This is a genomic window from Loktanella sp. DSM 29012 (genome assembly GCF_900110705.1).
In the GTDB taxonomy this organism is placed as follows: domain Bacteria; phylum Pseudomonadota; class Alphaproteobacteria; order Rhodobacterales; family Rhodobacteraceae; genus Loktanella; species Loktanella gaetbuli.
In genome coordinates this window covers 397,338-420,538 of record NZ_FOEJ01000002.1, presented here as the reverse complement: position 1 = coordinate 420,538, position 23,201 = coordinate 397,338, and the positions used below count along the sequence as shown (strand labels likewise).

Genomic DNA, 23,201 nt, shown 5'->3' with positions numbered 1-23,201 from the left:
GCAATAAAATTACCCTGCAGCGAAAAATAATAGCACGATGATAGCGCAAGCTTTTTGACCTTTGCGCCGCGTCGCGGCATGAATGGCGCAGAGGAAGAGGAGCGCCACATCATGTCTGACAAAACCGAATGGGAAAAGATCGCCGAAAAGGAACTGCGCGGGCGGTCCCTAGACGATCTGACGTGGCACACCCTCGAAGGAATTGCCGTCAAACCGCTGTATACCGCAGAGGATACGGCCGATCTGCCGCATATGGGCGGCATTCCGGGGGCGGCCCCTTACACGCGCGGGGTCAAGGCCACGATGTACGCAGGCAGGCCCTGGACAATCCGGCAATACGCGGGGTTTTCCACGGCAGAAGAATCAAATGCGTTCTACCGTCAGGCGCTGGCCGCTGGTCAGCAGGGCGTGTCGGTGGCATTCGATCTGGCCACCCATCGCGGCTATGACAGTGACCACCCGCGGGTCGAAGGCGACGTGGGCAAGGCCGGTGTCGCCATCGACAGCGTCGAGGACATGAAGATCCTGTTCGACGGAATCCCGCTGGACAAGGTGTCGGTCAGCATGACGATGAACGGGGCGGTCATTCCGATCCTCGCGAATTTCATCGTGGTGGGTGAGGAACAGGGCCACGACAGGTCCGTGCTGTCAGGCACGATCCAGAACGATATCCTCAAGGAATTCATGGTGCGCAACACCTATGTCTATCCGCCGGAACCGTCGATGCGCATCATTTCGGACATCATCCAGTACACGTCCGACCAGATGCCGAAATTCAACTCGATCTCGATTTCCGGCTACCACATGCAAGAGGCCGGCGCGAACCTGGTGCAGGAACTGGCCTATACGCTGGCGGACGGCCGCGAATACGTGCGCGCGGCGATTGCGGCGGGCATGGATGTCGATCACTTTGCCGGACGGCTTAGTTTCTTTTTCGCCATCGGGACGAATTTTTTCATGGAGGCGGCCAAGCTGCGCGCGGCGCGCCTATTGTGGTTCCGCGTGATGGAAGAATTCGCGCCCAAGAACCCCAAATCATCCATGTTGCGGACCCATTGCCAGACCTCGGGCGTCAGTTTGCAGGAACAGGACCCCTACAACAACGTGGTGCGCACCGCCTACGAGGCGATGAGCGCGGTGTTGGGCGGCACCCAGTCGCTGCACACCAACGCGCTGGACGAGGCGATTGCCCTGCCGTCCGATTTCGCGGCCCGGATCGCGCGGAACACGCAGCTGATCCTGCAAGAGGAAACCGGCGTCACCAAGGTCGTCGATCCATTGGCGGGCAGTTACTACGTCGAAAAGCTGACGCATGATCTGGCAGAAGCCGCCTGGGCCCTGATGGAAGAGGTCGAGGAGTTGGGCGGCATGACCAAGGCCGTCGCATCCGGCATGCCGAAACTGCGGATCGAGGAAACCGCCGCCACCCGGCAGGCCAATATCGACCGCGGCACAGAGGTCATCGTCGGCGTCAACAAATACCGCAAGGACAAGGAAGACCCGATCGACATCCGCGACATCGACAACGCGGGCGTGCGCGACAGCCAGATTGCCCGGCTGAAGGCCACGCGCGACGGGCGGGATCAGGCGGCCTGCGATGCTGCATTGGCCGAACTGACCCGCCGCGCCCGTGAGGGCGGCAACCTGCTGGAGGCCGCGGTCGAGGCCGCACGCCAGCGGGCGACCGTGGGCGAGATCAGCAGCGCGATGGAGGACGTCTTTGGCCGCCACCGCGCCGAGGTCAAGACGCTGGCCGGTGTCTACGGTGCCGCCTACGAAGGCGACGCAGGCTTTGCCGCGATCCAGAAGGACATTGAGGATTTCGCAACCGAAGAAGGGCGCCGCCCCCGGATGCTGGTCGTCAAGATGGGGCAGGACGGGCACGACCGTGGGGCCAAGGTCATCGCGACGGCATTCGCCGATATCGGGTTTGACGTGGACGTAGGCCCGTTGTTCCAGACACCAGAGGAGGCCGCACAGGACGCCATCGACAACGATGTGCACGTCATCGGCATCAGTTCGCAGGCGGCAGGTCACAAGACACTGGCCCCCAAGCTGATCAAGGCGCTGGAGGACGCGGGCGCGGGTGATATCCTTGTGATCTGCGGTGGCGTGATCCCGCAGCAGGACTACAAATTCCTGTATGATGCGGGGGTCAAGGCGATCTTTGGCCCCGGCACGAACATCCCTGTCGCCGCACAGGACATTTTGGAACTGATCCGCGAGACGCGCACCTGAATGCTGACCCTCGACCATATCGCGATTGCCTGTACCGACCTCGATGCAGGCACGGCATGGGTGGAAAAAACGCTGGGCGTTCCGTTGCAGCCAGGGGGCAAACACGCGGCCTTCGGCACGCACAACACGCTGCTGGCGCTGGGCGACACCTACCTCGAGGTGATTGCGCTGGATCCGGACGCGCAGCGCACGCGCCCTGCGTGGTTCGCGCTGGATGCCTTTGCCGGGCCGCCGCGCTGTGCGAACTGGATTTGCAGGACGGACGATCTGAAAGGCGCGATTGCGGATGCGCCTGCGGACGTCGGTGCCATCGTGCCATTGGAACGCGGCGCGTTGCGGTGGGACATCACCGTGCCTGATGACGGCGGCCTGCCCCTGCAGGGGGCCTGTCCCACGCTGATCCGCTGGGGTGACGGGGTGGCGCACCCGACAGAAACACTGACCGACCGGGGCTGCACCCTGATCGGCTGGGAGGTGCACCACCCGCAGGCCGAGGCATTGGGTCGCGATCTGGCCTTGGACGACCCACGGGTGATCTATGCCGCTGGTGCGCCACGGTTTCGTGCCACGATCCGCACGCCGGACGGGGTCAGGACGCTGGGATGATCCGGGCCGCGACCCGCGCCGATGCCGCGGCGATCTGCGCGATCTGGAACCCGATCATCCGCGAGACAGGCATCACGTTTACCGCAATCGAAAAGACACCGCAGGCCATTGCTGATCTGATTGCCACGCGCCCCGTGCTGGTGGCCGAAACCGGTGGGTTGGTCGCAGGTTTTGCCACCTATGGCCCGTTTCGCGGCGGTGACGGGTATCGCCATACGGCGGAACACACAGTGCATCTGGCACCCGCCGCGCGGGGTGCGGGGCTGGGGCGATCACTGATGGATGCGCTGTGCGCAGACGCACGCGCCGCGGGCATCCATACCCTATGGGCCGGGTGCAGCGCCGAAAATCCAGCAGGGGTGGCCTTTCACGAAAAACTGGGGTTTGTGAAAATCGCGACCCTTCCGCAAGTGGGGCGCAAATTCGATCGCTGGATCGACCTTATTCTTTTGACCAAGATGTTGTAGACATCGGGGCATGTCGCTCTGGTCCCGAATCTCTGACGCATTGGCGGCCCTGCGCGCGGGCGAGGGGCTGGCGACGGTGTTCGATCTGCTGCGCACGCCGCCTGACAGGTCCGTGGCCTTTACCATCGCTGTGATCGCGCTGGGTGCCAAAATGGCCAAGGCGGACGGGCAGGTGACCCGCAACGAGGTCGCGGCCTTTCGCGAGGTGTTCCACATCCCCGCCTCAGAAGAGGCGCATGCCGCGCGATTGTTCAACATGGCGCGCACCGATGTCGCGGGGTTCGAGGCCTATGCCACCAAGATCGCGTCGATGTTTCGTGGGGCCGAGGGCCCGCTGTCGGACCTGATGGAGGGTCTGTTTCACATCGCGATGGCCGATGGTGACTATCACCCGGCCGAGGATGCGTTTCTGGCGCGGGTGGCCGAAATATTCGGGTTCGACGATCGCCGGTTCGCGCGGATCAGGGCGCAGTTCGTGGCTGACGCGGACCGCGACGCCTATGATGTGCTGGGTGTTTCGCCCGATGCACCGATCGAAGAGGTGCGTGCCGCCTGGCGCGCGCAGGTGCGCGAGACACATCCTGACCGCATGTTGGCTCGCGGCGTGCCCGAAGAGGCCGTCCGGCTGGCTGAAAAACGCCTGATCGCGATCAACCGCGCATGGGAGCAGATCAACGCCGGGACCGGGTGATGCGGCTGGCCACGTGGAACGTTGCCTGGTTCGATGCACTGTTCGATGACGCAGGCGCGCTGGTGCGCGATGACGGCTGGTCGAAACGCTGGGATGTGACCCGCCGCGATCAGGCCGATGCGATTGCCCATGTCCTGCAGACGATGAACGCCGACGCCATCATGGTGATCGAGGCCCCCGATACGTCGTCGCGTCGCAGCGGGGCGGCGGCACTGCGGAATTTTGCGGACCACTACGGGTTGCGACAACGCGCGGCCCTGATCGGTTTTGCCAATGACACGCGGCAGGAAATCGCGCTGATGTTCGATCCCGACTGCGGTCGTGCGGTTCACCGCCCGCTGTCCGACAACGCGGCCCCCCGGTTCGACCGTTCCCTGACCGTGACGCTGAACGGCCATGACATCGATGCCGTCTGGTCAAAGCCGCCGCTGGAACTGGTCTATACGCCAAGGGACGGCGCAGCGCTGTCGCTGATCGGTGTGCATTCCAAATCCAAGGCGGCCCACGGCGATACGGCGGCCCAACGCGCCCGTGTCGGGGTTGCAAACCGGCGCAAGCAACTGTCGCAATGCCTGTGGCTGCGCCGACGGGTGGACCAGATGTTGCGGGACGATCCTGCGGCCCGGCTGGTGGTGCTGGGCGATTTCAACGACGGGCCGGGGCTGGACGAATACGAGGTCGAATTCGGGCAATCCGGCGTGGAAATCGTGCTGGGGACGCAAGGGGACAGGATGCCTTTGCATGACCCGCATGCGCAACTGGCCTTGGGCAGCCGCAATGGTGCGCGGCCTGCGACGGCCCGGTTCAGACCGAACGATGGCCCCTATCTGTCGGCGCTGCTGGATTACATCATGGTCAGCCCTGCCTTGCGTGCGACGCAGCCTGTATGGCGCATCTGGCATCCATTTGATGATCCAGAGGTTTTTGCAGATACGTCACTGCGCGAGGCCTTGTTACTGGCGTCAGACCATTTCCCGGTCACGCTGGATCTGATGGTGTGATTGAAAATCACGTGGGGGCCCCCATGTCTGAGTTATGAAACATCTCATCCTTGTTGCTGTATTGACCCTGTCCACCCTGCCTGCCGTCGCCCAAGAGGCGGAGGCCGATGCCGATACCGGCGGACGCGACCTGATCGAGGAGGGGGCCAAGCTGTTCCTGCGCGGTCTGCTGCGCGAGGCGGATCCCGCGATCCGCGAATTGCAGGATCTGGCCGATAACGTGGGCCCCGCGTTGCAGATGCTGCGCGAGGAAATGGGCCCGGCCCTGGCCGAGATCATGTCCCGGATCGACTATATCGGTAACTATGAAAACCCCGAAATCCTGCCGAACGGCGATATCATCATTCGGCGCGCCCCGGATGCGCCCGCCTATGTGCCGCCAGAGGACGCGTTGGGTGATGTCGAGCTGTGACGCTTGAACCGGACCGTCAGGGTCGCGTCCATTGCCTGTGCCAATGCGTTCAGGCGTGATTCCGCGACCTCGCCGAACAGGGGCCGCGCGTCCTCGTCCAGTGTCAGTGTCAGTTCCTTGTTCTTGGGGCTCCATTTGAATGTCCCGGGCTGGCGGTTTCCGTCCAGCCAGAGCATTGCACCGAACCGCATGGCGCGGCCGATGATGTCCGCCTCGCGCATCTGGTCGGGCTTGAGCAGCGCGAACAGATCGTCAAAACGGCTGTCCGGCGTCTTGCCGGAATAGCGTTTCATCAGGGCCAGCCCCAGCAGCACCCGTTCATAATGTTTCAGTCCGCCCAGGTTGGCGCGGGTCGCGTTGTCAAAGGTAATTTCACCGCGATAGTCGGGATGCGCGCGCCAGCTGACATCGTGCAGCAGGCAGGCGGCCTTGATGATGCGCAGACGCTGCCAGTTGGCGCGGGGAAACAGCGGTTTGATGAAATCATACAGCAACCGGCCAAAGCCGGGCAGGCGGGCATCCTTGGCCTCGGCAAAGCGGCAGGCCTCGATCAGGGGATCGCGTTCGCGCAATTCGCGGGGCATCTGTTCGAACAGCATGCCTTCGCGGATACCATAGGACGAAATCGCCACATCCTTGGGTTTGAACACCCGCACCAGTTCCTTGAGCACGAGCACCGCCAGGGGCACCAGCGACATGCGGCTGTCGGATATGCCGCATCGGGCGCGCAGATCCTGCAGGTCGGATGCCTTGATATAGTCTGCGGTGGCCCCGATGCGGCGTGCGGTCATGCGGTATTCGTGCAGAACGGTCAGCGGATAGCCGCGGCGTTCCATGTCGACACGAGCGATGGCGCGCCAGCTGCCGCCGACCAGAAACAGGCGCATACCCGTCTGGTTGTCCATCTGGTCGTGCAAGTCTGCCACGACGGTTTTGATGTAGGCCTTGACCGCCTTGGTGCCCCCCTTGATCTCGCGCAGTTTCAGCGGGCCCAAGGGCGAGGTCACGCGGCGGCCAACGCGGCCTTCGGCCAGATCGGCCAGTTCCATGCTGGACCCGCCGATATCGCAGACCAGACCATAGCTGCCGGGCCATCCCAAAAGGACACCTTGCGCGGACAGGCGGGCCTCTTCTTCGCCGGAAATGACCCAGAGTTTCACGCCGGTTTCGCGTTCGACCTCTGCCCGGAAATCCGCACCGTCGCTGGCCTCGCGCATGGCGGCGGTGGCGACGGCGGTCAGCGGGCCGCAGCCCATTCCCTGGGCCAATGCAGCAAAGCGGCGGATGGCGGACAGGGCGCGCACGCGGCCCTCGGGGTTCAGGTGCCCCGTTTCCGACAGGCCCGCCCCCAGCGCACACATGATTTTTTCGTTGTAGAAATAGGCGGGACTGCGTGCCGCGCCGTCAAACACCACGAGACGAACCGAGTTCGAGCCCACGTCGACGACGCCGACCCGTTTGAGGCTTTGGGCCGATTCACCATCGAACAGTGGACGGCCAAACGGGCCCCAGTCGATCGTGGCCTCGGTTTCGGTTTCGGTCATTGGTCCGCATCCCCGTTGGTCGGACCCCATCAATCGGGATATGGAGGGCTGCTGTCAACGCCTGACCCGACCGGCTCAGTCGTCGTCGTGTGTCAACTGCGGCACATCGGACGCACCGGCAGACCCCCGCCCCGAGAGCGACGGATTTTCCATGAAAAACCGGTGACAGTTGAATGCGAATTCACCGTCGGCGATGGTTGCCCGCGCGAAACTGCCATCAGGCTGCATGATCCAGCTTTGTGCGACATCGGCCAGATTGGCCGCCATGATCTGACTGACGATCTGGGCCTTGACCGTGTTGTTGGTGATCTCGACCAGCGTCTCGACCCGCCGGTTGAGGTTCCTGCTCATCCAGTCGGCAGAGCTGATGTAGACCCGCGCCTTTTTGTTGGGCAGGCCCTGACCCCCGCCGAAACAGACGATGCGCGAATGTTCCAGATAGCGTCCCACCACCGATTTGACGCGGATGTTTTCGGACAGCCCGGCGACGCCGGGCCGCAGGCCGCAGATCCCGCGCACGACCAGATTGATCCGGACCCCCGCCTGCGATGCCTCATAGAGGGCGTCGATCACGTCGGTTTCGATGAGGCTGTTCATCTTGGCCCAGATGACCGCGGGTTTGCCGGCCTTGGCATAGCCGATTTCCTCGGAAATGCGGGTAAGGATCGTGGATTTAAGGTCGATGGGCGCGATGGACAGGTTTTCCAGCGCCTCGGGCTGGGCGTAGCCCGACAGGTAGTTGAACACCTTGTTCGCATCACGCCCCAGTTTGGCGTCACAGGTGAACAGGGACACGTCGGTGTATATCTTGGCCGTGATCGGATGATAGTTGCCCGTGCCGAAATGCGTGTAGGTCACCAGACGGTCGCCCTCGCGCCGGACGACGGTGCTGATCTTGGCGTGGGTTTTCAGGTTCAGGAAACCATAGACGACGTGTGCGCCCGACCGTTCCAGCCTGCGTGACTGGCGGATGTTGGCGGCCTCGTCGAAACGGGCCTTGAGCTCGACCAGCGCCGTGACGGATTTGCCGTCCTCGGCGGCCTCGCACAGGGCCTCGACGATGGGCGAACGTTTGGAGGTCCGGTAAAGCGTCTGTTTGATCGCCACCACATTGGGGTCGCGTGCGGCCTGTGCCAGGAACCGCACCACCATGTCGAACGTCTCGTAGGGGTGGTGCAGCAGCATGTCCTTTTGCCGGATGGCGGAAAACATGTCCCCCTCGTGGTCCTGCACCCGTTCTGGGACACGGGGTGAAAACAGCGGCCACAACAGATCCGGGCGGTCGTCCAGAACAAGTTCCGACAGATCGGCGATGCCGATCAGACCGTCTACGGCGACGATTTCGGCCTCGGTCACGGGCAGGGCGTCCATGATCAGGTCGCGCAGGCCCGCGGGGGCATTTGCAGATATCTTGAGCCGCACGACCTCGCCACGCCGGCGGCGTTTCAGTGCTGTTTCGAATTCCCGGACCAGATCCTCTGCTTCTTCTTCGAGTTCGAGGTCACTGTCACGCAGCACCTTGAAGGCGCAATGCCCCTTGATGCCATAGCCCGGATAGAGCCGCCCGACAAATTGCAGCAGCAATTCCTCGAGCGGGATGAAACGGTGGCCCTCGCCCGGCAGGCGCACGAACCGGGCGATCTGTGCGGGCACCGGCAGCAAGGCGCGCAACGACCGTTTGTCGTTCTTGCGATCCAGTTGCAGCGCCAGCGCAAACCCTTCGTTCGGCAGAAACGGGAACGGGTGGGCGGGGTCAATCGCCAGAGGCGACAGCACGGGAAACACCTGATCGAGAAAGAATTCCTCGAGAAAGGCGATGTCGGCCTTGGACAGGTCATTTGCATTCAGCAGTGCAATACCGGCAGCCGCCATTTCGGTGGTCAGCGTGTCGAGAATGGTCTGCTGGCGCGCCATCAGATCGCGCGCCGCGGAATCGATCAGCGCCAGCTGTTCCACGGGTGTCAGCCCGTCCATCGCCGGGGTTGTATTGCCCGCCTGTGCCAGTTCGCGCAGACCCGCGACGCGGACAGTGTAAAATTCGTCCAGGTTGGTGGCCGAGATCGACAGGAACCGCAGCCGTTCCAGCAGGGGTACACGGGGGTTTTCCGCCTCTTCCAGCACGCGCATGTTGAAACCGATCCACGACAGCTCACGGTTCACAAAGCGGTGGGGGCCGGTCAGGTCGATGTCGAGCGTGACAGGGTCGGGAAGCGGGGAGGTAAGGAAATCTGCCTGAGTCATTGGCGCTGTATCGCGGCCTTCCATGGCGTCCGTGTGACAGTCATCAGCCATGGGTCGCGTCCTGTTCCAAAAGGGTGGCCGCCATGCGGGTGCTGACGGATTTGCCGCTGGCAAGTGCTGCACTGTCCAGTGCGGCCACGATGCGCTGCGCAGCCAGATAGGACCGGTCGATGCGCGACGCTAGGTAACGGGGGAGCGTGGGCGGCACGAGGATCTGCCGGTCGGCAAACAGTTTCATCAACAGCGCCTCGAGCAGGGCATCGTCGGGGGGGGCGATGCGCACCGGGGTTGTTGCCTGCATCCGACTGTTGAGGTCGGGCAGGACGATGCCCCATGTGCCCGGCAGGCTGCGCGCGGTCATCAGCAGCGGCAGACCGTGCGCGATCATGTGATTGTGCAGGTGAAACAGGTCCGGTTCCTGGTCCGGTGTCAGGCTGTCGACGCCTTCGACCACCAGGGCGGTATCGGGAAACAGCCCTGCGATGGCGTCTGCCGTCACGATCCGCGCGCCCTGCATTGCTGCAAAGACGCGCGACAGATGGCTCTTGCCGGCGCCGCCGGGACCGACCAGTAGCAGCTTGCCTTGCGGCCAGCGGGCCGGGTCGCGGACCATGCGAAACGCGGTTTCATTCGCCCGCGAGACAAAGAAATCCGCCGCCTCGAGCGAGACACCCACCGGCCAATCAAAGATCAGCTGCTCGGCCATGGCTCAATCCTCTGACGTGCCACGGTAGAGCGTGCTGTGCCGGTAGCGGTCGAGGACAAAGCGCGCCAGAACCCCGATCACAGCGGCCACAGGCACGGCGACCAGCAGGCCGACAAATCCGAACAACGACCCAAAGACCGACAGCGCGAACAGCAACCAGACCGGATGCAGGCCGACAGAGGACCCGACCAGTTTCGGCGTCAGGATATTGCCTTCGACGAACTGACCCGACTGGAAAATGGCGTAGACCGCGATGATCCACGGCCAGTCGCCCCAGAACTGGAACAGCGCAAGGCCCATGGCCAACCCGCCGCCCACGACGGCACCGACATAGGGAATAAAGGTCAGCGCGCCTGCCACGGCCCCGACGACAAGGCCAAAGTTCAACCCCACCAGCGCCAGCGCGATGGCATAATAGGTGCCCAGGATCAGGCACACGAGGCCCTGACCCCGGATGAAACTGGCCAGCGTGCGGTCGATCTGGCTCGCCAGTGTGCGGATCGTGCTGACATGATCGCGCGGCAACATCTCGTCGATCCGGGCGACCATGTTGTCCCAGTCGACCAGCAGGTAGATCGCGACCACAGGCACGACGACCAGCAACACGACGACGTTCACCAGACCCAAGGCCGACGACAACACGGTTTCCAGCAGTTGCCCGCCGCGCGACTGGATCATCGCCCCGATATTGTCCAGCTGCGTGCGGATCGTGCTGCCTTCGACCAGCAGGTCAGGGAACCGTGCCGCAAGCCAGGTTTGCAGGTTTTCGAACAGGGTCGGCGCAATCTGCACCAGATCGTTTGCCTGTCGGATCAGCGTCGGGATCACCAGCAGGATCAACAGCACGAACAGCAGCAGCGCCACCAGCGAAATGATCGCAACGGACAGCGCCCGACTAAGCCCCAGTTTCTGCAACCGGTCCGCGACCGGGTCCAGCACATAGGCAATCGCACCGCCCAGCAGAAACGGCATGATGACATTGCCCAACGCAAAGAGCGCGAGCAGGAAAGCGACGATGGCGATCCCCCAGTAGGTCGCTTGCTGGCGCGGTGTCAGGGGCATGGCGGGCTCTTTCTGTCTGGTGCGCCTCCTAAATGGCGCAGGTGGCGTTCTGGCGCAAGCCACGCAGCGCTTGCGGCGGTTTGGCGCGCCCATTACACGGATCACCGAATAACCCTTGAGTGAAGGATCACCGACCCATGCGCATGTCCCGCTATTTCCTGCCCGTCCTCAAGGAAACCCCGCGTGAGGCGCAGATTGTCAGCCATCGGCTGATGTTGCAGGCGGGCCTGATCAAGCAGGCCAGCGCCGGGATCTATTCCTGGCTGCCGATGGGTTACAAGGTGCTGCGCCGGATCGAGCAGATCGTCCACGAGGAACAGGCGCGCGCGGGCCATCTGGCGATGCTGATGCCCACCATGCAATCCGCAGACCTGTGGCGCGAAAGCGGGCGCTATGACGCCTATGGCGACGAAATGCTGCGGGTCAAGGACCGCGGCGGCCGTGACATGCTGTTCACCCCCACGGCAGAGGAACTGGTCACCGACGTGTTCCGCGCCAACGTCAACAGCTACAAGGACCTGCCGCTGACCCTGTATCAGATCCAGTGGAAATTCCGCGACGAGGTGCGCCCGCGTTTCGGTGTGATGCGCGGCCGGGAATTCCTGATGAAGGACGGCTACAACTTTGATCTGACCAAAGAGGACGCGCTGCACGCCTACAACCGTCATCTGGTGACCTACCTGCGAACCTACGAACGCATGGGGCTTCAGGCGATCCCGATGCGGGCGGACTCGGGTCCCATCGGTGGCGATGACACGCATGAATTCCTGGTCCTGGCCGAGACCGGTGAATCCGAGGTGTTCTACGACAGCCAGATCACGGATCTGACCTTTGGCGACCGCGAGATCGATTTCGACGACCGCGCGGCCTGTCAGGCGGTGATGGATGAATTCACCTCGCGCTATGCGCGCACCGATGAAACGCACGACGCGGCCCTGTTTGCTGAAGTGCCAGAGGAACGCCGCCGCACGGCACGCGGCATCGAGGTCGGCCAGATCTTTTATTTCGGCACCAAGTATTCCGAGGCGCTGGGCGCCACGGTCCAGACCCGCGACGGCGACAGCGTGCCGGTCCACATGGGGTCACACGGCATCGGCGTCAGCCGCCTGTTGGGTGCTATCATCGAGGCTAGCCACGACGACAAGGGCATCATCTGGCCCGAGGGCGTCACACCGTTCCACGTGGGTATCCTGAACATGCGTGCGGGCGATGCGGGGTGCGATTCCGTCTGCGACGATCTTTACGCGCACTTCCAGGCAGCGGGTCTGGACCCGCTTTATGACGACCGGGACGAACGGGCGGGCGCGAAATTCGGCACGATGGACATGATCGGCCTACCGTGGCGCATCACGGTCGGCCCCCGCGGTGTCAAGAACGGTGTGGTGGAATTGACTTGCCGGCGCACTGGCGAGGCCGAAGAAATGTCCGTCTCCGATGCTGTGGCCAGGATCAAGGCAATCTACGCCGGCATCTGACGCAAACGGTGACAGGTGCTGCGTGCCCCTGTATGCTGTCTGAAAAAAAGAGGCAGCAGATGACACTTATGGTATCTGAATGGCTGCGCCGATGATCTGGCGCAGCGTCACCTTGGCCTGTGCGCTTGCGGGTGCGGCCGCCTGTTCGCAATATCCCGCCTTTACGCAGGCCTACCTGCAAAGGCTGGCGGGGCAGGTCGACGCGCTCAGCGTTGTGGTCGGCGATTTCGAGGCATCAGCGATGCGTGCGGGGCTGACACGGACGCAGGCGCTGGACCAGATGACCGGCACACCGTTCCTGACCGACCGCCAAGATGACATGCGCCGCACGTTCCGGCGTCATGCGGTACTCAGCGATGATCTGGCGCGTCTGCGCGCGGCCAGCCCCGTGGGGCGCATCGCGCTGGTGACACGCGTAAGTGATCCCGCAACGGTTCAGGCGGCCTGGGCCGATTTCGAACCTGCGCTGCCGCTGACGGTTGCAGGTGCCGCAAGCGGGGCAATCGGTGGTACGCTTGGTTGGCTGGTGGCAGCCCTCGGCCTGCGCGGCCTCGCATCATTGTTCCGCCGCCGCCCGCGCGCAGCACCGCAGACCCGCAGGGAACCCCGGCTGACACCGTCCGCCGCCCGGACCGCCCCCACACTGGGCGGCGTTCGCAAGACCCGCGCCTAGGTCTTCTTCTGGTTTGAAATATCCCGTGGGGCCGCGCAGCGGCGGGGCAGCGCCCCATCCAACGCCGATGCCGATCACACCCGGTTGCATTGACGCGGCCCGCGAAATACCTCCAAGGTCCGCGCGACCACCAGATTGGGACCGACCATGGCCACAACCGCACCCTTTGCCCGCTTCGAGTGGATGATCGCCTGGCGCTATATCCGCGCCAAACGCGCAGAGGGCGGCGTCAGCGTCATGACGTGGATCAGCCTGATAGGGATTACGCTTGCGGTCTTTGCGCTGATTGCGACGCTGGCCCTGCGGACGGGATTTCGGGCGCAATTCATCGACACGATGCTGGGGGCCAATGCCCATGTGACCGTCTATCAGCAGAACACCGTCGCGGGCACGGATATCGTGTCCTACCTGATTGTGGACTACGACCAGTTGGCCGGCCGGATCGCCGAAGTGCCGGGTGTGCTGCGCGCCGCCCCCCTGGTGCGCGCGCAGGTCATGGCCAACCGCGGCAACGGCAATGCCGGGGTCGAGGTTTTCGGCATCTCTGCCGACGACCTGAACGAAATTCCGCTGGTGGCGCAACGCCCCGACGAGGCCCGCGGCACGCTTGACCGCTTTGACGAAGGCATCGCCATTGGCTGGGGCGTGGCCCAGGAACTGGGCGTGACCGTGGGCGACCGCATCAGGATCATCTCCCCCAATGGCGTGCGGACCGCCATGGGCACGTCGCCGCGCACCGGTGCGTTCGAGGTTGTGTATATCTTCCGCGCGGGGCTGGATCTGATCGACCGCACCCGCATCTACATGCCGCTGGACGAGGCGCAGTTGTTTTTCAACCGCGACGGTGTCGCCGACGAAATCGAGGTCAGTCTGGAAACCCCCGACGCCGTCGATGAGATAGGTCCGCAGATCGCGGCTGCCGCGGGTGAAAATGCGTTGCTTTCGGACTGGAAATCGCGCCTGTCAGGTTTCAACAACGCGCTGAACATGCAGGACAATTTCATCTTCATCCTGCTGTCCTTGCTGGTCCTGATCGCCACGCTGAACATCGTGTCCGGCCTTGTGATGTTGGTGAAAAACAAGGGCCGCGACATCGGTATCCTGCGCACCATGGGCCTGACGGAGGGCTCGATCCTGCGGGTGTTCTTTATCGTCGGTGCCTCGATCGGGACGATCGGCACGTTGTGCGGCGTGCTGCTGGGTGTCGTGTTCTCTCTCAACATCGCGCATGTCTATGCGCTTGTCGATCAGGTGTCCGGCAACGGCGTCAGCGGGCTCGAGGCGCAGGGCTTCTTCTTTCCCGATGCGATCCTCGAATGGGGTGACATGGTGGCGACGATCGCGCTGAGCCTTGCGCTTAGCTGGGTCATCACGATTTTTCCCGCGCGCCGTGCGGCCCGCATGAACCCTGTCGAGGCGCTGCGCTATGAATGACCCCGTGTTGACGCTGGAGGGCCTGACCAAGGGCTATAACCATGGTAAACCGTCCGAAGTGCGCGTGCTGGACGGCGCCTCGCTGACCATCGCCCCGGGCGAGGTCGTGGCGCTGGTCGCCCCCTCGGGTGCGGGCAAATCCACGCTGTTGCATATCGCGGGTCTGCTGGACGTGGCCGACGCAGGTCGGGTGCAGATCGGTGGCGAGGACGTCACGGGCCTGAGCGACCGCAGACGGACCACGATCCGGCGCAATGATGTGGGTTTCATCTATCAGTTTCACCATCTGCTGCCCGAATTCACCGCGTTGGAAAACATCGTCCTGCCGCAACTGGCCAATGGGGCCTCGGGGTCCGATGCCAGGGCGCGTGCGCTGTCGTTGCTGGACACCGTGGGGATCGCCCCGCGGGCGGGGCATCGGCCTGCCGCACTGTCGGGGGGCGAACAGCAGCGCGTCGCCTTTTGCCGCGCGCTGGCCAACAACCCCAAACTGTTGCTGGCGGATGAACCCACGGGCAATCTGGACCCTGAAACGTCCGACCGGGTGTTCGATGCGCTGATGGGATTGGTGCGGTCCACGGGGCTGTCGGCGCTGATCGCCACGCACAACCTTGAACTTGCTGCGCGCATGGATCGGGCAATGCGGCTGGAGGCTGGCAAACTGGTGGAATCCGGGGCACAGTAGGCGCACATCAGCAGCGAGGCGCGCCATGTTCCGTTTTCTTCCACTCGTTATCATTGCAACGGCGGCCTGTGCGCCGGAAACCGAGCCGGTCGACGGCATGGCCGCGTTCCAGTCGCAATGCGCGGCGTGTCACGGGGCTAACGGGCAGGGCATGGCGGTGTCGGACGGTGTCGTCGCCCCTGATCTGACGCGTATCAGTGCGCGCAACGGCGGCAGCTACCCCGCCGACTACGTGATGAGCGTGATCGACGGTTTCAACCGTGGCAATCACGTCAGCGGGGTCATGCCGCGCTTTGGCGACGGTGATCTGGGACCGATCATCATGACCGAAGAGGACGGCAACCCCGTGCCCGTCCCGGCCGAACTGCTGGCGCTGTCGAATTACATCGAAACCTTGCAGCGCTAGCGCCGGGCGTAGTCCTGACCGCTGGGCATCAGGCCCGCGATTTCCAGAAACAGCTTGCGCTGGACGGCGGCGGCAAAGGTGTCGCGCCCCTCGGCTGTGACCATGAACGCGCCTGGCCCGCCGATGATGTTTTCGGCATAGAGCCGTTCAAGGTCCACGCCCGCGCGGCGCGGGTTGTCGGGACGCAGGATCGGCAGCGCATTGATCGTCGTGCCCTGCGCCAGCACCGTGTCGCGTGACGGCACGATGGGGGGACCGGACGAATTGCCCATGCTGTCACCGGAAAAGTCGATGACGTGGCGAAACCCGTCGATGTCGTTCGCCTCGATCAGGCGCTGCGCCTCGAGCAGGGCCGCGCCGATCGCGTTGCTGCCATAGGCGGACCGGGGGGCCGTCATCAGTGCGGCGGCAAAGGCCTGCGCCGTCTCAGGGCCGTCGATCAGCATCCAGTCGGTGACCTGCACCTGGTTGGTCGCCCATTCGACATAGGTGACGGCGATGGACCCGTGCAGGGTGTTTTCGATGGCTGACAGCACGGGGCCGCTGGTCATCGCATCGGCGTAGCCCTGACGCTGGAACGCCAGTTCATCCGCGTCGATCGACCCCGAGGCATCGGCCAGCAGGACCAGTTCCAATGATGTTTCTGTCACCTGCGCCTGGACGGCAGGGGCGATCAGGGCGAGACAGAGGGCAAAGATACGCATGTCTGAAACATAAACCGCGATTTGACGCGGCGTCACTGACAATCGCGTGACGCAGCCTGCGCCGGGGTGACGCAGGTGCCAAAGCCGCTACCATCAGGTCCAGTAACCGGAGGATCCCATGTTTCGTACCCTAACCATTGCCGCCACCCTGCTTGCCACCAGCGCCTCGGCGCAGGCGATCAGTTTCAACAACTGGACCGAACAGCGACTCAAGGTGCTGTCGTCCAATGACTACAGCCAGTCCGGGGGCACGCTGGGGATCGCGTCGGACAACACGGTCAGCCTGCTGTGGACCCGGGTGCCGGATCAGATGCGGGGGGCCACGTCCGCGTCATGGAGCTGGTCCGTCAGCGAAAGCGTGCCGCCCACGAACCTGAGCCGCAAGGGCGGCGATGACCGCAATATCGCGGTCTATTTCCTGTTCGCGCCGGATGCTGCCGTGGCAGAGCTGGCGGGGGCCGATATCCGCGCGCTGCTGGGCCGCCGGGATGTGCGCATCCTGCAATACGTCTGGGGCGGCAACAACGCGGTGGGGTCGGTGATCCCGTCGCCCTATGGCGAGCCGGGCACGGGTGTTACGATCCCGCTGCGGCAGGCGGACACCGGACAGATGAACGTGTCGGTCAACCTGACGGGCGATTTGACCCGCGCCTTCGGCAGCGCCCCCGGCGCGCTGGTCGGCATGGCCGTCAGCGCCGACAGCGACGACACGCAAAGCATGATCCGCGCGCAGGTCAGTGGGTTGGTGGTGGAATAAAGGTGCGTTGACCTCTCGCGAGACATCGATTGCTTGACGCAGAACTGAGAGGCAAAGATACTCTTTTAGCATTATTGAGAAAGAAGGGAGTTTTTATCTTGAGCATTACACACAGTTTTTTTATCTGCATTTTATGTATATTCGTAGTGCCAGCAAGTGCAGAGACGCCGAGCGCATATCTAGATGAATACGGAGCACCAAACTACATTAAAGCAGAGAGTGGTTGGGAGGAGGTTCTAAAATCTGACAGCTTCACACTCGACATGCCAACTGAGTATGTTTTTGAAAAGTGTAATCTCGATTCATTATGGTTAAGATATTTTATTGAAGGTGACGTAGTCAAAATGGGTAAGTCTTTGTCGGACGATCCGCATGCCCCAATTCTAAATATTTCTTTCAACTGCAGAGAAGTTACTCAAGACGTCGTTGCTATTTCTGTTGAGTCTACGTTGTATACAATGAATTGGAAGTATTTAGACTTGCAAGGATCGATGGTTTTGCATGGCCAGCAGCGCCTTTTGTGGAAATTTTCAAAGCTGATCGTATCGTCCAATAGCGATGTGCAAAAAGAAGTTGAGGCTTTTTTGAATTTCGCGATGGATAGTTTGCTACAAACCATAACGAGAGGGGTAACGACCCTGAATATTTACCGAGGTTCGCATGATTTGTTCTTACGACAGTAAATCTTTAAAATAACTTATACCTCAAACATCCAACTCCTCCACGAACTGCGCGTTCTCCTGAATGAACTGGAAGCGCAGTTCCGGCTTCTTGCCCATCAGACGCTCCACCAGATCAGCTGTCCCGCCCGGTTCCACATCGTCCACTGTCACGCGGATCAGTTTGCGGGTGGCGGGGTCCATCGTGGTCTCTTTGAGGTCCTTGGCGTCCATCTCGCCCAGACCCTTGAACCGCTGCACGTCGATCTTGCCCTTGCCGCCCAGGCCCTTTTCCATCGCGCGGTCCTTTTCCGCGTCGGACGCCACATACAGCCGTTTCGGCCCCTGCGTCAGACGATAGAGAGGCGGGCAGGCCAAATAGAGGTGCCCGTTGTCGATTAGCGGGCGCATCTGGCTGAAAAAGAACGTCATCAGCAGCGCCGCGATATGGGCGCCATCGACGTCGGCGTCGGTCATGATGATGATTTTCTCATACCGCAGGTCGTCAAGGTTGAATTTGCTGCCCATGCCGCAGCCCAGCGCCTCGCACAGGTCGTTGATTTCGGCGTTGGTCGTCAGCTTGCCCGATGCGGCACCCAGCACGTTCAGGATCTTGCCCTTGAGCGGCAACAGCGCCTGTGTCTTGCGGTCGCGCGCGCCCTTGCCTGACCCGCCGGCGCTGTCGCCCTCGACGATGAACAGCTCTGTCCCTTCGCGCGTCTTGGACGTGCAGTCGGTCAGTTTGCCGGGCAGGCGCAGTTTTTTCGTGGCTGATTTGCGCGAGGTTTCCTTTTCCTGTTTGCGGCGCAGACGTTCTTCGGCCCGCAGGATCAGGAAATCGAGGATCGCGCCCGCCGATTTGGTGTCGGCGGCCAGCCAGTTGTCGAAATGGTCCGACACGGCAGCGTTGACCATGCGCTGCGCGTCCATGGTGGCCAGACGGTCCTTGGTCTGGCCCACGAATTCGGGTTCGCGGATGAAGCAAGACACCAGCGCGCAGCCGCCCACGATCAGATCCTCGCGGGTGATGGTCGCGGCCTTGCGGTTGTTGGTCAGCTCGCCATAGGATTTGATCCCCTTGAGGATCGCGTTCCAGAACCCGACCTCGTGCGTGCCGCCCTCTGGTGTGGGGACGGTGTTGCAGTAGGACTGGATGAACCCGTCCCGCGCGGGGGTCCAGTTGATCGCCCATTCGACCTTGCCCGGGACGCCGAATTTTTCGGTAAAATCCACGGTGCCCGCAAAGGGGCGTTCGGAATAGGTGGTCGATCCGGTCAGCGTCTCGTTCAGGTAATCCGACAGGCCGCCGGGGAATTTGAACGTGGCCGCAGCAGGCGTTTCGCCGTCGTCGATTTCGGTTTTCCAGCGGATTTCGACACCGCTGAACAGATAGGCCTTGGACCGGGCCATCTGGAAAAGGCGTTTGGGCTTCAGTTGCAGCTTGCCGAAAATCTCTTCGTCCGGGTGGAACGTGACGGCGGTGCCGCGCCGGTTGGGGGCGGCCCCCACCTTTTGCAGTTTTCCCTGCGGGACCCCGCGCGAGAATTCCATCGCAAAGAGTTCCTTGTTGCGCGCAACCTCGACCCGCAGGTGGTCGGACAGGGCGTTCACGACCGAGGACCCGACGCCGTGCAAACCGCCCGATGTCTGGTAGCTGTCGCCGGAAAACTTGCCGCCCGCGTTCAGCGTGCAGAAAATGATTTCCAGCGCGGATTTGCTGGGGTCCTTGGGGTGCGGATCGGTGGGGATGCCGCGCCCGTTATCGCGCACGCTGACGTGGCCGTTGGCGTGCAGTTCGATCTCGATCCATGTTGCGTGGCCGGCGACGGCCTCGTCCATCGAGTTGTCGACGATTTCGGCGACCATGTGGTGCAGCGCGCGGTCGTCCTTGCCGCCGATATACATGCCCGGCCGCAGGCGGACATGTTCCATGTCCTCCAGCACCTGGATGGATGAGGCGTCATAGGTGGACGGCGTCTGGCCGGACAGAAGATCGGACATGGCGGGCTGCTCTTTGCTTTGGTTTCGCCCATACTAGGTGGGTGGGCGCGTCGCAGCAATGGGCAGCCGGCCGGTGATTAGTCGCCCGCGCGTTTCGTCTCGAACGACAGGCCCGCGGCGGTGCGGTTCGGGAAACCGGTCCAATAGGTATCGGCCTCTGTCGGGTTGCCTGCGTCGTCACGGTCCCAGACACCGTCCTGCGCGTTGGGCACCAGATCGAAATAGGCGGCGCGGTCGATGCCCTTGAGGTGCTGGTCCAGCCATGCGGTGACGAAATGCTGGGTAATGTTGTTCATCCGCACGTTGTCCCAGACCGCATCCGCGTAGTGGCCGAAGGTCGGTTCGCCCGTGGCTGGTGAGGGCGCATAGCTTTCGGCGGGGGCGGGCATCGGGGCACCTGCATTGTGGTTGGCGGACTGGAACGTCAGCAGGTGGCGGTCGGTGCCAGTGGCGTCGTCAAAGATTCCGCGCATCGCGTCATAGATCGAAACATCGTCGATTTCGCCCGCGATCAACATCAGCGGGCTGTCGATCGCGGCCAGCGTGTCGGGGCTGAAAAATCCGGAATTGTTGCCCCAGGGGCCGATGGCGACAAAGGCCTTGATCCGGTCGTCGGACAGGCTGGCGTGGCTGTCGCTGCCTGACAGGTTGCGCGCCAGCAATTGCTGCGGCGGGCTGTAGCCGAAATCGAGGCTCTCTTGCGTCACGCCGGCACCCGCGTAGATCAGCGCGCCATAGCCCCCCATGGAATAGCCCACGACGGCGGCATTGCCGTCCTGCACCAGTGCGCCCAGATCATCGTCCAGCGATTCCATCTGGTCGACGACGAAACGCTGGTCCCAGGGGCGGTTATACAGCGTCGACCCAAAGGCGGACTGGTCGGAATAGGTGCTGTCGGTATGGTCGATGGCCGCCACGACATAGCCCTTGGACGCGATGTTTTCGCCCAGATGCGCCATCAGGAACCTGTTGCCGGGGTAGCCGTGCGAGATGATGACCAGTGGAAAGGTATCAACTGCGGCAGGGGATGCATCGCGTGCGGCACGGCCGGTCAGGGTGGTCTGCGTCACGCCGTCCCGCAGGACGGTATCGTAGGTGCCGCCTGGCGTGGTGCCGTCTGCCGCGGGATACCAGACCTCGACCGTCAGGGAACGATCGTAGCGGGCGACCTCGCCCTCGGCACCCGTATTCAGGATATCGACCTGGTCGGGATTGGTAAAGGTCAGTGTGCGCACGCCGACAACGTGCTCGCCGATGGCCGCCAGTTCGGGCGCGTCGGGGCGCACGACATCAATGCGGTTCTCGGCCACGGCGGGCAGGGCGGTCATGGCGGCGACCATTGCGGGAAACATGCGTGTCATCATCGGGCCTTTCATCAGGGCTTGTCTGTCTGTCTGTCTGTCTGTCTGTCTGTCCTGCCGCCACGATGCGACGTGATGCGGCATTGTGGAAGTGCAAAAATGAAATTCCAATCCGCTATGCGGAATTTGGCCGTGTTTTAAGTGGGACCTTCGCGCGGGCGGGTGGTGCGACGGCGGGCGGGCCCAGTGCAGAGGGCCGTGCGTATCGGCGATCTGTTTGACCGCGCCCGGCTGGCAGTGAATGATCGCACCAAGGTCCCGGGTGACGGGCATCACAGAGGAATATCAAATGCGTATCTTTTTCACCGGCGGCAGCGGCAAGGCAGGCAAATATGCCGTCGCACATCTGCGTGCGCTGGGACATCAGGTCACGAACGTCGATCTGGCGGCCGAGGCGGACGGGCGCAGCCTGCGGGTCGATCTGACCGATGCCGGTCAGGTGTTCAACGCCATGCGGGCCTTTGCCGATTTCGAGGAACTGGAACCCGGTTCCGGCGTGCCGCATTATGACGCCGTGGTGCATTTTGCAGCCGTGCCGCGCATCATGATCCAGCCGGACAACGTCACGTTCGAGGCGAATACCATGTCCACCTACAACGTGCTGGATGCGGCGACGAAACTGGGCATCCCAAAGGTGATCTTTGCCAGTTCCGAAACCACCTACGGCATCTGTTTCTACGACGGAGAGCTGAAGCCCGCCTACGTCCCTATCGACGAGGACCATCCGACCGTACCGCAGGACAGCTATGCGATGTCCAAGGTCGTCAACGAGGCTTGCGCACGCAGTTTTCAGGAGCGCAGCGGCACCGACATTTACGGTCTGCGCATCAACAACGTGATAGAGCCGCACGAATATGCCGCAAACTTTCCGGCGTTCATGGATGATCCGGCGCTGCGGCGGCGCAATATCTTTGCCTATATCGACGCGCGCGATCTGGCGCAGATGGTGGAATGCTGTCTGAACACCGACGGTCTGGGCTATGAGGTGTTCAACGTGTCCAACGACGACATGAGCGTGAACCTGACCAGTGACGACGTCATGTCGCGGTTCTACGCGGGGGTGAAACAGACCCGGCCGATGGGCGAAAACGAAACGTTCTACGACAACACCAAGGCAAAACACATGGTCGGTTTCGCCCCCGCCCACAGTTGGCGCGACGTGCTCGACGGCTGACGCCAGGACACGAAATTTCAACACATTCGCCACATGGTCCGCCCGATCCTCAATTATTCCGGGCGGGCCATGATTTTGAAACATCTCTTTGCAGCAACCCTTGCGGCCAGTGCGACACTGGTCAGTTTCTGGCCGGACAGGCCGCAGGCCAATCCGCGCACGACCGTGGCGGCCCCGTTGATGCAAAAACGCGGCCCGCTGATCGTGTCGCGGGACCCCGCGCCCAGGCCTGCCGCGTTGACGCAAGGCCCCAGCCTGTTTGCCGGTCAGGCAGGTGGCAGCATGTTCGCCCCATTGCCGCCGCGTCCTGCAGGCACCGACCAACATGCGACAGCGGGGACCTCGCGCCTTGCGGCACCGGATCGCCGCATCATGCTGGCGGGACCCGTCGGCGACCGCGATGTGTACATCATCCGGCAGGTCATCGGGCAGGCTGAATCGCATCGCGACGGCTATGATGCGGTCGTCTTTGGTGCGGACATACAGCCACCTGATCGCCCCACGCGGCTGACGATCGGCGAAATCTACGCCTGGATCGACGCGACGCCGGGCCAAAACCACGCCATCGGACGGTATCAGTTCATCCCCAGCACGCTGCGCCGCGTCGTCCGCGAGGCTGGCCTGAGCGAAAATCACCTGTTTTCCCCGTCCGTGCAGGACCGTCTGGCAGATGTGCTGCTGCATGAGGCCGGTTTGCAGGCTGTGCGCCGCGGCGACATGGGACGACATCGGTTCATGAACAATCTGGCCCGGATCTGGGCTGGTTTGCCGACCTCGTCGGGGCGGTCGCACTATCACGGATATGCCGGCAACAAGGCGTCGATTTCCTGGGCACGCTTCGATGCGGAATTGCAGCAGGTGTTTCCCGATCAGGGGTGACGCTGGCAGTGGACGAGGCGATGGA

General features: G+C 62.8%; 22 protein-coding genes. 15 read left to right on the top strand and 7 right to left on the bottom strand.

The window, feature by feature from the left end:
• Positions 1–111 precede the first annotated feature (111 nt).
• From scpA to BMX27_RS06715, 6 genes are read left to right on the top strand one after another with little or no spacing between them, the layout of a single operon-like run.
• The gene (gene scpA, locus BMX27_RS06740; protein ID WP_090159093.1) at positions 112–2,238 is read left to right on the top strand and encodes a methylmalonyl-CoA mutase; all 2,127 of its coding nucleotides are present in this window, start codon (positions 112–114) and stop codon (positions 2,236–2,238) included.
• The gene (locus BMX27_RS06735) at positions 2,239–2,844 is read left to right on the top strand and encodes a VOC family protein (protein WP_090159092.1); all 606 of its coding nucleotides are present in this window, start codon (positions 2,239–2,241) and stop codon (positions 2,842–2,844) included.
• Positions 2,841–3,311, top strand: a complete 471-nt coding sequence (locus tag BMX27_RS06730) for a GNAT family N-acetyltransferase (protein ID WP_090159091.1) — start codon at positions 2,841–2,843, stop codon at positions 3,309–3,311. Before BMX27_RS06735 ends, BMX27_RS06730 begins: the two co-directional genes overlap by 4 nt.
• A gap of 10 nt (positions 3,312–3,321) precedes the next feature.
• On the top strand, positions 3,322–4,002 hold the full coding sequence (locus BMX27_RS06725) for a molecular chaperone DjiA (protein ID WP_090159090.1): 681 nt from the start codon (positions 3,322–3,324) through the stop codon (positions 4,000–4,002).
• A complete protein-coding gene (locus BMX27_RS06720; RefSeq protein WP_090159089.1) occupies positions 4,002–5,003 on the top strand; it encodes an endonuclease/exonuclease/phosphatase family protein in 1,002 nt (333 codons plus the stop codon). The genes BMX27_RS06725 and BMX27_RS06720 overlap by 1 nt, the downstream gene beginning before the upstream one ends.
• A gap of 34 nt (positions 5,004–5,037) precedes the next feature.
• A complete protein-coding gene (locus BMX27_RS06715) occupies positions 5,038–5,415 on the top strand; it encodes a hypothetical protein (RefSeq protein WP_090159088.1) in 378 nt (125 codons plus the stop codon).
• Here the strand turns inward: BMX27_RS06715 and BMX27_RS06710 are convergent.
• From BMX27_RS06710 to BMX27_RS06695, 4 genes are all read right to left on the bottom strand, one after another.
• Positions 5,373–6,959, bottom strand: coding sequence for a Ppx/GppA family phosphatase (locus BMX27_RS06710; RefSeq protein WP_090159087.1), 1,587 nt, complete (start codon positions 6,957–6,959; stop codon positions 5,373–5,375). The two genes, BMX27_RS06715 and BMX27_RS06710, sit on opposite strands and share 43 nt — an antisense overlap.
• Before the next feature lie 75 nt (positions 6,960–7,034).
• A complete protein-coding gene (locus BMX27_RS06705) occupies positions 7,035–9,200 on the bottom strand; it encodes an RNA degradosome polyphosphate kinase (protein ID WP_090159221.1) in 2,166 nt (721 codons plus the stop codon).
• Positions 9,201–9,243: 43 nt separating this feature from the next.
• Positions 9,244–9,906, bottom strand: a complete 663-nt coding sequence (locus tag BMX27_RS06700) for a P-loop NTPase family protein (protein ID WP_090159086.1) — start codon at positions 9,904–9,906, stop codon at positions 9,244–9,246.
• Between the two features lie 3 nt (positions 9,907–9,909).
• Positions 9,910–10,968 carry an AI-2E family transporter gene (locus tag BMX27_RS06695; RefSeq protein WP_090159085.1) on the bottom strand — a complete coding sequence of 353 codons (1,059 nt, stop codon included), beginning with the start codon at positions 10,966–10,968 and terminating at the stop codon, positions 9,910–9,912.
• 137 nt (positions 10,969–11,105) lie between these two features.
• On the opposite strand from BMX27_RS06695, the gene proS reads away from it, so the two are divergent.
• The 5 genes from proS (at position 11,106) to BMX27_RS06670 (ending at position 15,641) form a co-directional block, all read left to right on the top strand.
• On the top strand, positions 11,106–12,443 hold the full coding sequence (gene proS, locus BMX27_RS06690; RefSeq protein WP_090159084.1) for a proline--tRNA ligase: 1,338 nt from the start codon (positions 11,106–11,108) through the stop codon (positions 12,441–12,443).
• 79 nt (positions 12,444–12,522) lie between these two features.
• A complete protein-coding gene (locus BMX27_RS06685) occupies positions 12,523–13,116 on the top strand; it encodes a DUF2937 family protein (protein WP_090159083.1) in 594 nt (197 codons plus the stop codon).
• A 147-nt stretch (positions 13,117–13,263) separates the two neighbouring features.
• Positions 13,264–14,550, top strand: coding sequence for an ABC transporter permease (locus BMX27_RS06680; RefSeq protein ID WP_090159082.1), 1,287 nt, complete (start codon positions 13,264–13,266; stop codon positions 14,548–14,550).
• On the top strand, positions 14,543–15,235 hold the full coding sequence (locus tag BMX27_RS06675; protein WP_090159081.1) for an ABC transporter ATP-binding protein: 693 nt from the start codon (positions 14,543–14,545) through the stop codon (positions 15,233–15,235). The genes BMX27_RS06680 and BMX27_RS06675 overlap by 8 nt, the downstream gene beginning before the upstream one ends.
• 25 nt (positions 15,236–15,260) lie before the next feature.
• Positions 15,261–15,641: a c-type cytochrome gene (locus tag BMX27_RS06670; protein ID WP_090159080.1), complete on the top strand. Its 381-nt coding sequence runs from the start codon at positions 15,261–15,263 to the stop codon at positions 15,639–15,641.
• Here BMX27_RS06670 and BMX27_RS06665 read toward each other — a convergent pair.
• The gene (locus BMX27_RS06665) at positions 15,638–16,345 is read right to left on the bottom strand and encodes a DUF1194 domain-containing protein (RefSeq protein WP_090159220.1); all 708 of its coding nucleotides are present in this window, start codon (positions 16,343–16,345) and stop codon (positions 15,638–15,640) included. The two genes, BMX27_RS06670 and BMX27_RS06665, sit on opposite strands and share 4 nt — an antisense overlap.
• 118 nt (positions 16,346–16,463) lie before the next feature.
• Here BMX27_RS06665 and BMX27_RS06660 point away from each other — a divergent pair, with 118 nt between their 5' ends.
• Together BMX27_RS06660 and BMX27_RS16705 are read left to right on the top strand one after the other, a co-directional pair.
• Entirely contained in the window at positions 16,464–17,102 is a 639-nt protein-coding gene (locus tag BMX27_RS06660) for a DUF3047 domain-containing protein (protein ID WP_090159079.1), read from the top strand.
• Positions 17,103–17,131: 29 nt separating this feature from the next.
• On the top strand, positions 17,132–17,785 hold the full coding sequence (locus BMX27_RS16705) for a hypothetical protein (RefSeq protein ID WP_143056793.1): 654 nt from the start codon (positions 17,132–17,134) through the stop codon (positions 17,783–17,785).
• Between the two features lie 21 nt (positions 17,786–17,806).
• On the opposite strand, the gene parE is transcribed toward BMX27_RS16705, so the two are convergent.
• Positions 17,807–19,762: a DNA topoisomerase IV subunit B gene (parE, locus tag BMX27_RS06650; protein ID WP_090159077.1), complete on the bottom strand. Its 1,956-nt coding sequence runs from the start codon at positions 19,760–19,762 to the stop codon at positions 17,807–17,809.
• A 77-nt stretch (positions 19,763–19,839) separates the two neighbouring features.
• Positions 19,840–21,123, bottom strand: a complete 1,284-nt coding sequence (locus tag BMX27_RS06645) for an alpha/beta hydrolase family protein (RefSeq protein WP_256212414.1) — start codon at positions 21,121–21,123, stop codon at positions 19,840–19,842.
• A gap of 289 nt (positions 21,124–21,412) precedes the next feature.
• Here BMX27_RS06645 and BMX27_RS06640 point away from each other — a divergent pair, with 289 nt between their 5' ends.
• A complete protein-coding gene (locus BMX27_RS06640; protein WP_090159075.1) occupies positions 21,413–22,297 on the top strand; it encodes an NAD-dependent epimerase/dehydratase family protein in 885 nt (294 codons plus the stop codon).
• Positions 22,298–22,366: 69 nt separating this feature from the next.
• The gene (locus BMX27_RS06635; protein ID WP_143056792.1) at positions 22,367–23,176 is read left to right on the top strand and encodes a lysozyme family protein; all 810 of its coding nucleotides are present in this window, start codon (positions 22,367–22,369) and stop codon (positions 23,174–23,176) included.
• Positions 23,177–23,201: the final 25 nt, after the last annotated feature.

Excerpts from the sequence above, each read along its gene's own strand:
- BMX27_RS06645 (WP_256212414.1), bottom strand. The coding sequence starts at position 21,123 with ATGACACGCATGTTTCCCGCAATGGTCGCCGCCATGACCGCCCTGCCC.
- BMX27_RS06670 (WP_090159080.1), top strand. The coding sequence starts at position 15,261 with ATGTTCCGTTTTCTTCCACTCGTTATCATTGCAACGGCGGCCTGTGCG.
- BMX27_RS06680 (WP_090159082.1), top strand. The coding sequence starts at position 13,264 with ATGGCCACAACCGCACCCTTTGCCCGCTTCGAGTGGATGATCGCCTGG.
- BMX27_RS06720 (WP_090159089.1), top strand. The coding sequence starts at position 4,002 with ATGCGGCTGGCCACGTGGAACGTTGCCTGGTTCGATGCACTGTTCGAT.
- BMX27_RS06695 (WP_090159085.1), bottom strand. The coding sequence starts at position 10,968 with ATGCCCCTGACACCGCGCCAGCAAGCGACCTACTGGGGGATCGCCATC.
- scpA (WP_090159093.1), top strand. The coding sequence starts at position 112 with ATGTCTGACAAAACCGAATGGGAAAAGATCGCCGAAAAGGAACTGCGC.
- BMX27_RS06700 (WP_090159086.1), bottom strand. The coding sequence starts at position 9,906 with ATGGCCGAGCAGCTGATCTTTGATTGGCCGGTGGGTGTCTCGCTCGAG.
- BMX27_RS06635 (WP_143056792.1), top strand. The coding sequence starts at position 22,367 with ATGATTTTGAAACATCTCTTTGCAGCAACCCTTGCGGCCAGTGCGACA.
- BMX27_RS06685 (WP_090159083.1), top strand. The coding sequence starts at position 12,523 with ATGGCTGCGCCGATGATCTGGCGCAGCGTCACCTTGGCCTGTGCGCTT.
- BMX27_RS06710 (WP_090159087.1), bottom strand. The coding sequence starts at position 6,959 with ATGACCGAAACCGAAACCGAGGCCACGATCGACTGGGGCCCGTTTGGC.
- proS (WP_090159084.1), top strand. The coding sequence starts at position 11,106 with ATGCGCATGTCCCGCTATTTCCTGCCCGTCCTCAAGGAAACCCCGCGT.
- BMX27_RS06640 (WP_090159075.1), top strand. The coding sequence starts at position 21,413 with ATGCGTATCTTTTTCACCGGCGGCAGCGGCAAGGCAGGCAAATATGCC.
- BMX27_RS06715 (WP_090159088.1), top strand. The coding sequence starts at position 5,038 with ATGAAACATCTCATCCTTGTTGCTGTATTGACCCTGTCCACCCTGCCT.
- BMX27_RS06675 (WP_090159081.1), top strand. The coding sequence starts at position 14,543 with ATGAATGACCCCGTGTTGACGCTGGAGGGCCTGACCAAGGGCTATAAC.
- BMX27_RS06730 (WP_090159091.1), top strand. The coding sequence starts at position 2,841 with ATGATCCGGGCCGCGACCCGCGCCGATGCCGCGGCGATCTGCGCGATC.
- parE (WP_090159077.1), bottom strand. The coding sequence starts at position 19,762 with ATGTCCGATCTTCTGTCCGGCCAGACGCCGTCCACCTATGACGCCTCA.
- BMX27_RS06725 (WP_090159090.1), top strand. The coding sequence starts at position 3,322 with ATGTCGCTCTGGTCCCGAATCTCTGACGCATTGGCGGCCCTGCGCGCG.
- BMX27_RS06735 (WP_090159092.1), top strand. The coding sequence starts at position 2,239 with ATGCTGACCCTCGACCATATCGCGATTGCCTGTACCGACCTCGATGCA.
- BMX27_RS06705 (WP_090159221.1), bottom strand. The coding sequence starts at position 9,200 with ATGACTCAGGCAGATTTCCTTACCTCCCCGCTTCCCGACCCTGTCACG.
- BMX27_RS06660 (WP_090159079.1), top strand. The coding sequence starts at position 16,464 with ATGTTTCGTACCCTAACCATTGCCGCCACCCTGCTTGCCACCAGCGCC.
- BMX27_RS06665 (WP_090159220.1), bottom strand. The coding sequence starts at position 16,345 with ATGCGTATCTTTGCCCTCTGTCTCGCCCTGATCGCCCCTGCCGTCCAG.